13 protein-coding genes are annotated in these 13,976 nt (G+C 46.6%); all 13 read left to right on the forward strand.

The features are described 5' to 3' along the window. Positions 1-14: 14 nt before the first annotated feature. Positions 15-1,646: a nitrogenase molybdenum-iron protein alpha chain gene (gene nifD, locus N2K84_RS03130; RefSeq protein WP_282590315.1), complete on the forward strand. Its 1,632-nt coding sequence runs from the start codon at positions 15-17 to the stop codon at positions 1,644-1,646. Positions 1,647-1,660: 14 nt separating this feature from the next. Next, complete coding sequence (gene nifK, locus N2K84_RS03135; RefSeq protein WP_282590316.1) at positions 1,661-3,043, forward strand: nitrogenase molybdenum-iron protein subunit beta; 1,383 nt, start codon at positions 1,661-1,663, stop codon at positions 3,041-3,043. A gap of 343 nt (positions 3,044-3,386) precedes the next feature. Next, positions 3,387-4,715 carry a nitrogenase iron-molybdenum cofactor biosynthesis protein NifE gene (gene nifE / locus N2K84_RS03140; protein ID WP_282590317.1) on the forward strand — a complete coding sequence of 443 codons (1,329 nt, stop codon included), beginning with the start codon at positions 3,387-3,389 and terminating at the stop codon, positions 4,713-4,715. Positions 4,716-4,849: 134 nt separating this feature from the next. Then, positions 4,850-6,259 carry a nitrogenase component 1 gene (locus tag N2K84_RS03145; RefSeq protein ID WP_282590318.1) on the forward strand — a complete coding sequence of 470 codons (1,410 nt, stop codon included), beginning with the start codon at positions 4,850-4,852 and terminating at the stop codon, positions 6,257-6,259. An 88-nt stretch (positions 6,260-6,347) separates the two neighbouring features. Then, positions 6,348-7,607 carry a nitrogenase cofactor biosynthesis protein NifB gene (nifB, locus tag N2K84_RS03150; protein ID WP_282590319.1) on the forward strand — a complete coding sequence of 420 codons (1,260 nt, stop codon included), beginning with the start codon at positions 6,348-6,350 and terminating at the stop codon, positions 7,605-7,607. 142 nt (positions 7,608-7,749) lie between these two features. Continuing rightward, positions 7,750-8,055, forward strand: a complete 306-nt coding sequence (locus tag N2K84_RS03155) for a (2Fe-2S) ferredoxin domain-containing protein (protein WP_282590320.1) — start codon at positions 7,750-7,752, stop codon at positions 8,053-8,055. Further along, a complete protein-coding gene (locus tag N2K84_RS03160) occupies positions 8,055-9,191 on the forward strand; it encodes a homocitrate synthase/isopropylmalate synthase family protein (RefSeq protein WP_282590321.1) in 1,137 nt (378 codons plus the stop codon). The genes N2K84_RS03155 and N2K84_RS03160 overlap by 1 nt, the downstream gene beginning before the upstream one ends. Continuing rightward, entirely contained in the window at positions 9,188-9,532 is a 345-nt protein-coding gene (locus tag N2K84_RS03165; RefSeq protein ID WP_282590322.1) for a winged helix-turn-helix domain-containing protein, read from the forward strand. Before N2K84_RS03160 ends, N2K84_RS03165 begins: the two co-directional genes overlap by 4 nt. A 55-nt stretch (positions 9,533-9,587) precedes the next feature. Next, a complete protein-coding gene (locus N2K84_RS03170) occupies positions 9,588-10,745 on the forward strand; it encodes a porin (protein ID WP_282590323.1) in 1,158 nt (385 codons plus the stop codon). A gap of 11 nt (positions 10,746-10,756) precedes the next feature. Beyond that, positions 10,757-11,155, forward strand: a complete 399-nt coding sequence (locus N2K84_RS03175) for a hypothetical protein (protein ID WP_282590324.1) — start codon at positions 10,757-10,759, stop codon at positions 11,153-11,155. An 11-nt stretch (positions 11,156-11,166) separates the two neighbouring features. After that, positions 11,167-11,901, forward strand: coding sequence for a molybdate ABC transporter substrate-binding protein (gene modA, locus N2K84_RS03180; protein ID WP_282590325.1), 735 nt, complete (start codon positions 11,167-11,169; stop codon positions 11,899-11,901). Positions 11,902-11,906: 5 nt separating this feature from the next. After that, positions 11,907-12,605, forward strand: a complete 699-nt coding sequence (gene modB / locus N2K84_RS03185; RefSeq protein WP_282590328.1) for a molybdate ABC transporter permease subunit — start codon at positions 11,907-11,909, stop codon at positions 12,603-12,605. Next, positions 12,602-13,690 (forward strand): molybdenum ABC transporter ATP-binding protein, encoded by a 1,089-nt coding sequence (gene modC, locus N2K84_RS03190; RefSeq protein WP_282590326.1) that lies wholly within the window; start codon positions 12,602-12,604, stop codon positions 13,688-13,690. The genes modB and modC overlap by 4 nt, the downstream gene beginning before the upstream one ends. Positions 13,691-13,976 lie beyond the last annotated feature (286 nt).

The following is a 13,976-nucleotide window of genomic DNA, read 5'->3' on the forward strand; positions in this document are numbered from 1 at the left end:
AAAACGAACAAGTTATGGTTAAGAAAAAAGAATACATAAACGGATTGCCGGACCCGACGCCGCTGAAAGAAGAAATTCTGGCCAGGTATCCGCGCAAAGTCGCCAAAAAACGCGACAAATCGATGGTGATCAACGATCCCGATGCAGATCAGGAGATCCAGGCCAACATCCGCACCATTCCCGGAATAATCACCCAACGCGGGTGTACGTACGCTGGGTGTAAAGGGGTAGTGCTTGGCCCCACCCGCGACATCATCAACCTGGTACACGGGCCAATCGGCTGTAGTTTCTACGCGTGGCTTACCCGCCGTAACCAAACCCGCCCGGCCGAGGGTGAAGACAACTTCATGACCTACGCTTTTTCAACCGACATGCAGGATGAGAACATTGTTTTCGGTGGTGAGGCTAAACTGAAAGAAGCGATCCGCGAAGCCTACGAAATGTTTGCCCCCAAAGCTATTGGCATTTTTTCCACCTGCCCGGTCGGTTTGATTGGTGACGATGTTCACTCGGTGGCCCGCGATATGAAAGCTGAATTGGGAATCAATATCTTCGGGTTCAGCTGCGAAGGATATCGCGGCGTATCGCAGTCGGCCGGTCACCACATTGCCAACAACCAGGTATTCAAAAACGTGGTGGGTAACAATGACCGTCCCCGTAAAGGTAAATTCCAGGTGAACTTGCTGGGCGAATATAACATCGGAGGTGATACTTTCGAAATCGAACGTCTGTTTGAAGAAGCTGGTATCGAATTGTTGTCAACCTTCTCAGGTAACTCGACGATCGAGAGTATGGAATATTCACATACAGCCGACCTGAATATGGTGATGTGCCATCGCTCCATCAACTACATTGCTGAAATGATGGAAGAAAAGTACGGCATCCCCTGGATCAAGGTGAACTTCATCGGGGCAGAGTCAACTGCCAAATCCTTGAAAAAGATTGCCGATTATTTTGGCGATGCAGAACTGACAGCCAAAGTAGATGCCATCTGCGAACGCGAAATGGCCAAGGTGAATGCGGTAAAAGAAGCCGTGAAACCAAAAGTTGAAGGGAAGCTGGCCATGATGTTCGTTGGCGGTTCGCGTGCCCACCACTACCAGGATTTGTTCGGCGAACTGGGAATCCGTGTGGTATCGGCCGGTTACGAGTTCGCTCACCGCGACGATTACGAAGGACGGAAAGTAATCCCCAACATCAAGATTGATGCGGACACCCGGAACATCGAGGATTTGGTGGTATCCAAAGACGAAGCACATTTCCGCGACGACTTGGTTGCCAAAAAAGATTCGCTCGAAAAATCTGGCTACAAATTCAAGGATTATGAAGGTATGATGCCTGAAATGAAGAAGAATTCGCTGGTCATCGATGATGTGAACCATTGGGAAACCGAAAAGCTGATCGAATTCTACAAGCCCGACGTTTTCTGTGCCGGTATCAAGGAAAAATATGTGGTGCAGAAGTACGGCGTCCCTCTCAAACAGTTGCACTCTTACGACTACGGCGGCCCTTACGCGGCATTCGAAGGTGCGATCAATTTCTATAAAGAAATGCAACGTATGCTGGACACCAAAATCTGGAAACTGGTGGATACACCTTGGAAACACGAACCAGAGATTGTTGGAAGTATGACCATTGAAGCTTAAAAGGAGGATTAATCATGTTACTACGACATACAACAGATAAAGTAAAAGAGCGTAAAGCGCTTACGGTGAACCCGGCAAAAACCTGCCAACCCATCGGGGCTATGTACGCTGCCCTGGGCATTCACGGATGTTTGCCTCACAGTCACGGTTCGCAAGGATGTTGCTCGTATCACCGCAGCGCGCTGACCAAACACTACAAAGAGCCGGTGATGGCATCAACCAGTTCGTTCACCGAAGGTTCATCCGTTTTTGGCGGACAAGCCAACCTGATGACCGCCATCGAGAACATCTTTGCCATTTATGAGCCCGAAATAATTGCCGTGCATTCAACCTGCTTGTCCGAAACCATTGGTGACGACCTTGGGCAAATTGTGGCCAAAGCCCGCGATGAAGGTAAAGTGCCCTTCGGTAAACACATCATTCAGGCGTCAACACCCAGTTACGTTGGGTCTCATGTTACCGGGTACGCCAATATGCTGGAAGGTATTGTCAGGTATTTCCCGGAGAAGACCGACGAGAAGAAACGGCAGATCAACCTGTTGGCGGGCTGGGTAGAACCCTCTGATATGCGTGAACTGAAAAGGCTGGCCGGCCTGCTGAAAGTGAAGTCTGTTTTGCTGCCCGATACGTCGGATGTGCTGGACACGCCCATGACCGGCAGTTACGAAATGTACCCGAAAGGCGGCACCACCATCCCCGACATGATCAGTATGGGCGATAGTATGAAGACGATTGGGCTGGGTGACTGGGGAACGCGGAAAGCGGCGGTGATGCTGGATAATAAATGCAAAGTTCCTTTCGAAATCGTCGATATTCCGGTTGGGTTGCGTGCTACCGACCGCTTCATCCAGGCACTTGCCAAAGCCGGCAAAGTTTCTATCCCCGATTCATTGACTGATGAGCGCGGACGGTTGGTGGATGTAATCACCGATATGCACCAATATCTCTATGGAAAACGAGTGGCCATCTATGGCGATCCGGACAACATCATCCCACTGATTGAATTCCTGACCGACATGGATATGAAACCAGTTTACATTGTGTCGGGAACGCCGGGCAAAAATTTTGATAAACGGATAGAAGAAATCCTGTCGGAACGAGTGCCTGAGGCCAAATACAAAAATGGCCCGCAAGCTGATATGCTGCTGATGCACCAGTGGATCAAGCAGGAGCCGGTTGACCTGATCATCGGGAACACTTACGGGAAATATATCTCGCGCGACGAAAATATTCCGTTTGTGCGAATGGGCTTCCCGATCCTCGACCGCGTGGGGCACAGCTACTTCCCAACGGTAGGGTATATGGGCGGTATCCGCATCCTGGAGAAAATCCTTGGCGCTATCATGGACTACCAGGATGCCACTTCGCCCGAAGAATCGTTCGAGCTGACCATGTAAAAACGATCTGGTTTTGTATGAGCCAACCAGGTGGAATGGACGGTAGTTTAAGACAGTCATTATTGGTCATTCATAGTCATTCTAAAGTCGTTGGTTGCAAAGAGTTTAAAAAAATCATGACAACAAATGACAGCAAATGACAGCAAATGACAACAAATGATTTGCTGCTCACTCTTCGGTATTCCATCATAATAGTTCAACAAAACCAGAATCGATAAGATATCCTTCCCTTCAGCCGGGAAGGATCCAGGGAGACATCCCTTTAGAATATGTTCTTCATAATGTCAAAATGTGAGGGGAGGCAACCCGCAGCCTCCCTTTCATCTTAAAAAAAACTAACGCTATGGATGCATTTATAAATGACAGACAAAATCAAATTCTCACCAAAGGGAAAGATGATGCAGCGATTGCTTGCGGGAAAGCCAGTGTGGCCGGTTCGGTCAGTCAACGGGCATGTGTTTTTTGTGGCTCCAGAGTAGTTTTATATCCGATTGCAGATGCACTGCATCTCATTCACGGGCCGGTTGGCTGTGCCGCCTACACCTGGGACATTCGCGGATCACTTTCATCCGGGCCACAAATTCACCGATTAAGTTTTACAACTGATCTAAAGGAAAAAGAAGTTGTCTTCGGAGGCGAAGAACGTTTGTATAAGGCATTGATCAGTTTAATTGACACCTATAAGCCGAAAGGCGCTTTTGTATATGCCACCTGTATCGTGGGTGTAATTGGCGACGATGTTGAAGCGGTGTGTCGGCGGGTGACACGCGAAAAAGGCATCGACGTGATTGCAGTCATGTCAGAAGGATTTAACGGAACAAAAAAGGATGGCTATAAAATAGCCTGCGGAGCGCTCTCCAAATTAATTGGTACCGATACCACATTCAAAGCCCCTGAATATAGCTTGAACATTCTCGGAGATTTCAACCTGGCTGGTGAACTCTGGATGTTGGCTGAATACTATAAGAAAATGGGCGTGAATCTGGTAGCAGCCATGACCGGCGACGGGAGAGTTGATGATATCAGGAAAGCGCATACGGCACAACTGAATGTTGTTCAGTGCTCAGGTTCGATGATCGGCCTGGCCAAAGAAATGAAAGAAAAGTACGGCATTCCGTTTATGAAAGTCTCTTATTTCGGAATTGAAGATATGTCGGACGCACTTTACGAAGTGGCCAAGTTCTTCAAATCGGACGAGATGATGGAAAAAGCACGGGCGCTGGTTAAAGAAGAATTAACAACCTTATTGCCGGCATTGACGCAATATCGTCAGAAGTTGGAAGGCAAAAAAGCAGCGATTTACGTGGGAGGAGCTTTTAAAGCAATCTCGTTGGTCAAAGCTCTTCGCCTAATCGGAATGAAAACTGTTGTGGTTGGCTCCCAGACAGGAAATGTGGACGATTACAATTTGTTAAAGGAAATGTGTGACGATGGAACCATCATTGTTGATGACTCCAATCCGAACGAACTCTCTGAATTTGTGAAACAAACCGGAGCAAATCTTTTTATCGGAGGTGTGAAAGAACGGCCAATCGCCTACAAGTTAGGACTTGGTTTTTGCGACCACAACCACGAACGGAAAGAAGCTCTCGCGGGATATGAGGGCATGCTCAACTTTGCAAAAGAAGTGTACGCTTCAGTTTGCAGCCCGGTTTGGCAATTCATGAAATAGGGCGACGCGATTAGCTAGTCATCCTGAACTTGTTTCAGGATCTGTTTGCAAAGCGTTTCCAATGTGACGGAAGAGATTCCGAAACAAGTTCGGAATGACACCGAACGAAATTTTAACTCAAAACCTTGAAGAACATGTTTGAAAATGCACCGATTATAAAATCGACAAAAGAATTTACAGCTACGCGGAATGCCTGTAAGCTTTGTGCCCCACTTGGTGCCAGCATTGCTTTCAAAGGAATTCGCGGTTGTGTCCCCATCATTCATGGAGGACAGGGCTGTGCAACCTACATCCGGCGCTACCTGATCAGCCACTTCAAAGAACCGGTAGATATTGCTTCCTCAAATTTCACCGAAGAAGCAACCGTTTTCGGCGGTGGCGCCAACTGCCACACGGCGATTAAAAATGTGATCGGGCAATACAAACCCGAAGTGGTCGCTCTAACAACAACTTGTCTTTCCGAAACCATTGGCGATGACGTGAAAATGTACATTCACGAATTTCAGAAAGACAATCAGCTCAATGATCTCCCTCGTTTTGTTACCGCATCGACTCCCAGCTACCAGGGATCGCACATGGATGGTTTTCATGAAGCAGTAGCATCTGCGGTGAAAACATTTGCTAAAGGCGGCGAAAAAGGGACGCATCTCAATATATTTCCCGGTTTTGTGTCAACCGAAGATTTACGTCAACTCAAATACCTGCTGAATGATTTTGGTATTGATTACGTTTTGCTTCCCGATTATTCGGAAACGTTGGACAACCCGATCTGGGAAAGTTATAAACGAATTCCCGAAGGTGGAACACCGGTTAGCAAAATAGAAACCTGCGGAACAGCCGCAGCATCCATCGAGTTTGGAACAATTCTCAATTTTGGTTCGCTGTCAGGCCGGGTAAAAAACAATAAGCTTTCGGCTACCGGAGCTCATTACCTGGAGAATGAATTCGGCGTAAAAAATTACCGCATGTCAATGCCAATCGGGGTAAAAAACACCGATCGCTTTATAAAAGCATTGGAAGAGATAACCGGTAAGGAAATGCCGGCTCGCTACAAAGGCGAGCGCGGACGTTTGATTGACTCCTACGCTGACGGACACAAATACATTTTCGGAAAGAAAGCGGTGGTTTATGGCGAAGAAGATTTTGTGATTGCCATGACAACCTTCCTCGATGAAATTGGAGTTGAAGTGGTTTTAGCCGCAACAGGTGGCGAAAGCGGAAGGCTGGAAGAACAAATCCGCGAGAACTGCCCTGAACGAGGAGAACAAATTCTGGCAAAAAACATGTTCGACTACGAAAAAATCCGGGAGTGGAGCATCGAAAACAAGCCCGATCTTTTTGTTGGAAACAGCAAAGCCTATTACATCGCACGCGAACTGAACATTCCGATTGTTCGCTGCGGATTCCCGATTCATGATCGTATTGGCGGACAACGCATCAAGCATCTCGGCTACTCCGGTACACAGGAGCTATTCGACCAGGTTGTCAATGCCATGATCCAATATAAACAAGACCATTCGGCGGTCGGCTATAAATATATGTAACCAGGTCCGTGAGTAATGAGCAGTGAGTTATGAGTTGAAAACTCAGGACTCGGGACTCAAAGTCTCGGGACTCTAAAAAAATACAACTATGATTGATATTGAAAAACACCCCTGTTTTAGCAAAGATGCTAAAGGAAAATATGCCCGGGTGCATTTGCCGGTTGCCCCGAAATGTAATATTCAATGTAATTACTGTAAACGCGACAATGATTGTGTAAACGAAAGTCGTCCCGGTGTAACAAGCAAGGTATTGTCGCCCGAACAAGCTTTGATTTATACAATTAAGTTGAAGGAAAAAATGCCTCACTTATCTGTAGTTGGTATCGCTGGGCCTGGTGATCCGTTCGCCAACCCGGTTGAAACAATGACAACGTTGCGGTTAATCCGCAAAGAGTTCCCAGAAATGATTCTTTGTTTGTCATCAAACGGGTTGAATGTAGCGCCCTATGTCGACGAGTTGGCAGAACTGAAAGTGAGTCATGTGACCATCACCATGAACTCGTTTGATCCGGAAGTCACCAAAAACATTTATAGCTGGGTTCGTTTGGATAAACGCGGCTATGTTGGTATCGAAGGGGCTAAAGTGTTGTTGGAGAAACAGCTTGAAGCCATTAAGATGCTAAAGATGTACGGAATTACTGTTAAGATCAATACGATCGTAGTTCCCGGAATCAACGATCAGCTAGTGGGAGGGATCGCCAAATCGGCCAAAGAACTTGGTGCTGATCTGATGAACTGTATTCCACTGTATCCGGTTGCTGATACGCCCTTCGAGAATCTGGAAGAGCCATCTCCTGCCATGATGAAGGTGATTCGTGCAGAAATTAGCCAGCACATCAAACCAATGACGCACTGCGCTCGTTGCCGTGCCGATGCAGTCGGCCTTTTGGGAAAAGATGATCCGGATGCAGCCAAATTGCTGAATGATATTGCAACCATGTCCGTGTCAGTCGACGAAACCCGTCCGAACGTTGCTGTAGCCAGCCAGGAAGGTATGTTAGTGAACCAACACCTGGGCGAAGCCGATTACCTGTACATTTTTAAAGAAACACCTTCGGGTTACCGGCTGGTGGAGCAACGCCGCACACCTCCCTCAGGTACCGGCAACCTGCGTTGGGAAGCTCTGGGCGAATGTTTAAATGACTGTCGGGCTTTATTGGTTGGCGGAATCGGACCTTCACCTTCATCCATCATCGGACGTTCAGGGATCAAAATCGTTGAAATGACCGGATTGATTGATGATGGGCTGGATGCCATTTATAAAGGAAAGTCGCTGAAAACCATCAAAAAAGCCGATGTTTATAGGTGCGGCGCTGAGTGCTCCGGCTCAGGAACGGGATGTGGGTGATGCCGCATCCCATGCTCAATAGCGAGGTCATCCCGAACTTGTTTCGGGATCTGTCAGTAACATCGACCTTTCCCAGATCGAAGAGATCCTGAAACAAGTTCAGGATGACAATAAATAGTTCAACCTTTAAATAGTTTCAATAATGAAAAAACCTGATTTCCACATTTTAGTTTGCAACTCGTATCGGGTTGCCGGCGATGCCAAAGGCTTTTGCAATAAGAATGGTGCTGCCGATTTCATTCAGTATATCATGGAAGAATGCAACGACCGTGGTATCGATGCTGCTGTTTCTTCAACCGCCTGTTTGAATGTATGCTCACAGGGACCGGTGATGGTTATTCAACCCAATAATTTCTGGTACGGAGCAATTACCGAAGAACGCATCGACGAGATTTTGGATGCGTTGGAGGAAGGAAAAGCTGTTGAGGAATATCTAATCAGTGAATAATGATTGAGAAACCTCTCCATATAATTGATACAACTCTCCGGGACGGCGAACAAGCCCCCGGAGTAGTCTTCAGTTTTGATGAAAAAATGAAGATTGCTGCCTTGCTTGATGCGGCGGGTGTGAAGGAGCTTGAAGTTGGTACGCCAATTATGGGGGAGTGCGAGCAGTTGGTTATTCGTGAAATTATTCGTGCAGGTTTTCAATTTAAATCGACCTGCTGGGGGCGATCAACAGAGGAAGATATGCTGGCAGCGGAAAAAACCGGAGTCAGCCGAATGAATATTTCTTTTCCTGTTTCCGATATTCAGCAAAAAGCGATCGGTAAAAGTCGTTCGTGGGTGTTGGACCGGGTTAAGCCGATGATGGCATTCGCTCACCAGCGATTCGATTTTGTTGCCGTTGGAGCGCAGGACGCCTCCCGGGCCGACCGCGACTTTTTAAAGGAGTTTATTTCAGCTTGTTTGGCTGAAGGGGCAGATCGTATTCGAATTGCCGATACTGTTGGAACATTGAATCCACTTTCAACAATGGAATTTTTCAGTTGGCTAACTGGATTGTTCCCCGGAGTTGAATTCGAGTTTCATGGTCACAACGATCTGGGAATGGCTACCGCAAACACCGTTTCAGCGGCTTTGGCAGGTTGTCAATCAGCTAGTTTAACGGTGAATGGATTAGGCGAAAGAGCAGGGAATGCCTGTTTGGAAGAAGTAGCGGCAGCCATGAAGGTATCGGCAGCCATTGATTGCGGCATCCGGCTCAATATGCTGCAGAAACTTTGCCGGGCGGTTGAGGTGGCGTCGCAACGAAAAATTCACGATTCAAAACCAATTGTGGGCGGAATGATTTGTCGGCACGAGTCGGGAATTCATTGCCGCAGCTTAGTGAATGATCCGATGAGCTATCAAGTTTTCAACCCGGTTGATTTCGGACGTGAAACCGAGCTGGTATTTGGGACGCACTCCGGTAGCGGTGCGCTCAAACACTTCCTGAAATCAAGGGGCATCGTAGTGTCAAAAGAGCAACTAACTGAAGTTGTCAATCGAATGAGAGATGCTGCTAAACGTGCCAAACGTGCGTTCGACTACGAGGATATACTGTCGCTTTTCCATTCACCTTCAATTCCGGAGCAACAATGAAAAATAAACCGATTGACGGAGCTATTTGGTTTGATATGGGCGATCATGGAGTGAGATGTCATTTATGGATGCAAATTTTGGCAGGTATCCAGAAAACAGGATCCATTTCGGGAACTGCTCAAAAATTGGAGAGCTCATATTCCAAGGTTTATAATGAAATTGTTCAACTCAATTGCGTTGCCGGAAAAAAACTGATCATCTCGGTTCGCGGTGGCATTGGTGGCGGTTTTGCCGAACTGACCCCCGATGGGGCACAAGTGCTGGAACTTTACATAGAAGCTGAGAAGCGCTTTGGGCGGTTTATCCGTGAATTAAATCGGTCGTTTGAGCCTTTTTTTTGACCACCGTTATTCAAAAAATAATAACGGCATAAGTAAAAACTTGAAGAGAAAAGTAATGAAAAAACATCAATTAATTTTTTTACTGGTTCTGGCAAGTGCAAATTTATTTGCTGATGAACCGCTCTTAAAACCAACAGTAAAACCTTACGCTAACCTTCAGTATTGGACGATATACAGCGAAGGGCTGGAGTCAGGAGGTGGTGCCTCTCCCGATCGGGCAGCAAGTTATTTTCGCCGGGGCCGGATTGGCTTGAAAGGAAAGCTGATGGAAAACCTGTCGTACGATATTCAGTGTTCGTTTGATCATCTGGGGAAGGATTCAAATCTTTCATCGAAAGGGAAAGCAAATACCGGGGATATTGCCCTGTGGAGCGCTTATGGCACGTATAGCGTACTGCCCGAAACGGACTGGCTGATGGTTTCGGGCGGATCGTTTTTACCACACTTGAGCCGCGAGTCGGTCACATCGCCCTGGACCACCAGTTCGCTCGACAAAGCGGAAACATCCTGCTATTTGCGCCAATTTGTTACAGGAAAAACCAACGGCATTTGTCCGGGTGTCAATGTTGGGGGCATGGGAGGTGTCGGGAAAAGTCAGCTCTTATACAATATTGCTTTCATTACCCGGCAGGATAATACCAGTATCACAAGTGAAAACTGGAGTCCCGTGTTTCTAGGGCATGTCATCCTGAATGTTGGCGACAAAGAATGGAATTCCTATAAATATTGCCTTTCCGGGAATTTATTAAAAAAGCAAAAACTGATGTCGGTTGGTTTTGGCGCATCAACCCAGGGAAAGACCGACGTCTTCAAATCATCTGCCACGTACGGGGCCGATGTCCTGATTTACCTGAACGGGTTAAAGCTGGATGGCGAATATTATTTGCTCGACCGCAAAAACCTGGATGATTACCTGGCATCCTGCCTGATGGTGCGTGCTTCGTATAATTTCTTTTTGAAGAAAGACTGGGTTCTCGAACCAGCGATTATGCTCAACCAGTTTACTGGAGACGACACCTTTCAGGATGCATCGTTTTATGACGGTCAGGATCGGATCATTGATGCCGGGATAAACCTTATTTCAGCAAAGAGAAAATTGAAGCTTAACCTGCACTATATGAACCGAACCGGGAGCGGGACCAGAAATTACCGTGTAAGTTCTTCCGGGACTTATGGTGACTATATCAACTTCGGAATACAATTAATGATTTAAAAGATACAATTATGGAAACTTGGAATGGTTATCACTCAGAAGCTTTGGCTTATTACAAAACAACAGTTAAGGCAAAGGAAAAAGGTCGCCCATTTGGAAACCTGGTATATTACAATTTGATTGGTTTGGCCCTGGAAGGCTTTTTAACTGCCTTGATTACAAAAGATGGCGACTTGCCCGAGCATTCAAGCATTAGCAGCATGTTGCGGATGCTTAAAAAGAAGTACGAAGTGCCGGAATTGTTTATAGAGGAAAGTCGGTTTTACAACAAGTTCATGAATTTCTGTTCGCTGGAAGTGTTGGAAACCCTGGAACCAACGGACGAGGAAATTGACCGGATGATAAATTTTCTTGCGGAAGTGAAGGAATGGACTGGACTGCATCTCGGCTTAGCTTGTGAAACTTGTTAATGTTGAAGATTATGAAACAGATTATTTTATGGCTGATGGTTGTTTCGCTTTTTTCCTGTACCGGGAAGCATTCGAAACAGAATACACTGGTGGTCTTTGCGGCTGCCGGCCTGACCGATGTAATTACAGAAATTACAGACAGCTTCCGGCTTCAACGGAAGGTGGACATTAAACTGAACCTGGCTGCATCCGGCACCCTGGCCCGGCAGATTGAACAAGGCGCTTCGGCGGATGTGTTTTTTTCGGCCAACCGGAAGTGGATGAAATACCTGGTAGATCGAAACCTGGCAAAAGACACGGCCGTGCTTGCAGGCAACGATTTAGTGCTGGTTGGTTCGCTTACAGACAGTTCCGGGGAGAATGAAATAGCCGGTTTATTGACAAATACGTGGCAGAAAATAGCGATTGGCGATCCTGGTTATGTGCCCGTGGGCGAGTATGCACAACAAGTTCTCGATTATTATCATCTCAAGCTGGACGGTAAATTGCTGCAAACTACCAATGTCCGCTCAGCCTTGATGATGGTGGAAATTGGAGAGGCCGGGTACGCGATTGTTTATAAAACCGATGCCCTTCAATCCCAAAAGGTGAGAATCGTCCATACATTCCCTCCCGAAACGCATCAAGCGGTTGAATATTTTCAGTTGCTGTTATCGGAGAACCCGCTGGCCCGCGATTTTTATACCTACTTGCGTTCAGCCGAAGTAAAAGCAATTCTCGTTAAACATCAATTTAAAGTCTATTGAAAAATTTGCTGTTTGTCGGATTATCGGAAGCTGAGCTTTCTGCCTTATTGGTCTCCATCAGGGTGGCGTTGTTCTGTGCCTTTGTTTCCTTACCGGTTGCTATTTGGTTGGGCTGGTTTTTGGCGCGGAAAAATTTTCGTTTGAAACCAGTCATCGAAGCCGTCTTGCATATCCCTATGGTAATGCCACCCGTAACAACCGGCTATATATTATTAATAGTATTGGGTATGAATGGTTTGTTGGGGCGGTTTCTGGAGGATCAGTTTGGCCTTCGCATTGCTTTTACTTTTCCTGCGGCAGTAATCGCTTCGGTGATCGTTTCGTTACCATTGGCGGTTCGTGCCGTGAAGCAGGCGGTTGAGATGGTGGACAAACGCCTTGAAGATGCTGCCGAAATATTGGGCGCAGACAACCTGAAGGTCTTTTTTACCATAACTGCACCATTGGCATTTCCGGGGATCCTTAGCGGTTTCTTGTTGAGTTTTACGCGAAGTTTAGGCGAATTTGGCGCAACTATCACGTTTGCCGGCAACACTTTCGGCGAAACCCGGACCATTCCGCTGGCGCTTTTCTCGGCCATGCAAACCCCGGGTAAGGAAGGTGAAGCTTTCCGCCTGATGGTTATTTCCATTGTCATTTCATTTATTGCCATGCTGGTTTCCGAATTGGTAAACCGGCGCTATAAAAAATCAACTGGCCTATGAGTGCAGTATATATAAATATAGCCTACACGCGCGGGAGCTTTTCCTTGAAGATGAATGTGGAAATTCCCGAAGGAATTATTGGTGTGTTCGGAGCTTCGGGGCACGGGAAATCCAGTTTGCTGAAATTGTTGGCCGGAATTGAGGATCCGGATTGGGGCAGGATTGTTATCCACGGGAAGACCATGTTTGATAAGGATTTGAAGATTAAGGTGCCAGCTCGTCGACGGCGTATGGGGTTGGTTTTTCAGGAAGGCCGTTTGTTTCCGCACATGTCAGTCCGCAAAAATTTGATGTATGGCTACCAGTCCTCCTCCTCCATCCATTTTAATGAGGTTGTTTCTTTGCTTGAGTTGGGCACTCTGCTAAGTAAAAAGCCGCGGGAATGTTCCGGTGGGGAAAAACAGCGCATTGCCATTGGCCGCATGTTGCTCGGTTCCCCTGAAGTGTTGATGCTCGATGAACCCTTTTCCGCACTCGATCAACGCTTGAGACGGAATATCATCCCGTACCTGATCAAAATCCATGAACGGTATCGCCTGCCAATATTGGTTGTGAGCCATGATATTTCTGATTTGCTGATGCTCACCAACCAACTATTAATTGTTGAAGACGGTACTATTGCCGGTTTTGGGCACTATCATGATTTGTTGTTCGATCCTCAGTGCCAGCCCTTGCTCATGAACGGGGAAGAAGCCAATGCTGTACGGTTGCGTGCCCAAAGCATCGACAGGATTGGTGACTTGACGGCTTTCTATTATTATTCTGAGTATTCTTCTAATTGTTTATTGCTGGATACCATCTATACAATTGTCCCCGATGATCAGATCATTTTAAGCATCCCGCCTGCCAATGTTAGTCTTTCCAAAGAACGAATTGCCTTAATATCGAGCCGAAACCAATTGCAGGGAACTGTTACTGACATTAAATTCTCCGGGAAAAAGGTATTCTGCAGTGTTGATGTTGGCTTTCCTTTGTTGGTTGAAATTACTCGTCCGGCCCTCGAAAAACTGGATTTGAAGGTTGGCGATCCACTATTTTGTTTGTTCAAGACCGTTTCAATGAAAATTTTATCGATAGGTAAGTAGCTGGTATTTAGTTTGTCGTCAGGTGATGCTCTGCGAAGTGAAAAATGTTTTTGTCAAAATATGTTGCAGAACAAAAAAAGCTCTCTATATTTGCAGCCGCTTTGAGAGCCACCCGGGTTAGGCCGGGAGATTTGGAAGGAGCGTTCTGTAAGGGTTTTGGGTGATTTTGGCAATGGAAAAAACTTTTAAAAAGTGTTTGGAAGTTACAAATAAAGTCCTTTACTTTGCAGCCGCAAAAAACAAGAGTTCACTGAAAAAATGGAGGGTTGGTTTTGAAACCTGAAGG

The organism is Gaoshiqia sediminis (assembly GCF_025907915.1).
Taxonomy (GTDB): Bacteria; Bacteroidota; Bacteroidia; order Bacteroidales; family Prolixibacteraceae; genus Gaoshiqia; species Gaoshiqia sediminis.

Excerpts from the sequence above, each read along its gene's own strand:
- nifB (WP_282590319.1), top strand. The coding sequence starts at position 6,348 with ATGATTGATATTGAAAAACACCCCTGTTTTAGCAAAGATGCTAAAGGA.
- N2K84_RS03165 (WP_282590322.1), top strand. The coding sequence starts at position 9,188 with ATGAAAAATAAACCGATTGACGGAGCTATTTGGTTTGATATGGGCGAT.
- N2K84_RS03175 (WP_282590324.1), top strand. The coding sequence starts at position 10,757 with ATGGAAACTTGGAATGGTTATCACTCAGAAGCTTTGGCTTATTACAAA.
- nifD (WP_282590315.1), top strand. The coding sequence starts at position 15 with ATGGTTAAGAAAAAAGAATACATAAACGGATTGCCGGACCCGACGCCG.
- N2K84_RS03160 (WP_282590321.1), top strand. The coding sequence starts at position 8,055 with ATGATTGAGAAACCTCTCCATATAATTGATACAACTCTCCGGGACGGC.
- modA (WP_282590325.1), top strand. The coding sequence starts at position 11,167 with ATGAAACAGATTATTTTATGGCTGATGGTTGTTTCGCTTTTTTCCTGT.
- modC (WP_282590326.1), top strand. The coding sequence starts at position 12,602 with ATGAGTGCAGTATATATAAATATAGCCTACACGCGCGGGAGCTTTTCC.
- nifK (WP_282590316.1), top strand. The coding sequence starts at position 1,661 with ATGTTACTACGACATACAACAGATAAAGTAAAAGAGCGTAAAGCGCTT.
- N2K84_RS03145 (WP_282590318.1), top strand. The coding sequence starts at position 4,850 with ATGTTTGAAAATGCACCGATTATAAAATCGACAAAAGAATTTACAGCT.
- N2K84_RS03155 (WP_282590320.1), top strand. The coding sequence starts at position 7,750 with ATGAAAAAACCTGATTTCCACATTTTAGTTTGCAACTCGTATCGGGTT.
- N2K84_RS03170 (WP_282590323.1), top strand. The coding sequence starts at position 9,588 with ATGAAAAAACATCAATTAATTTTTTTACTGGTTCTGGCAAGTGCAAAT.
- nifE (WP_282590317.1), top strand. The coding sequence starts at position 3,387 with ATGGATGCATTTATAAATGACAGACAAAATCAAATTCTCACCAAAGGG.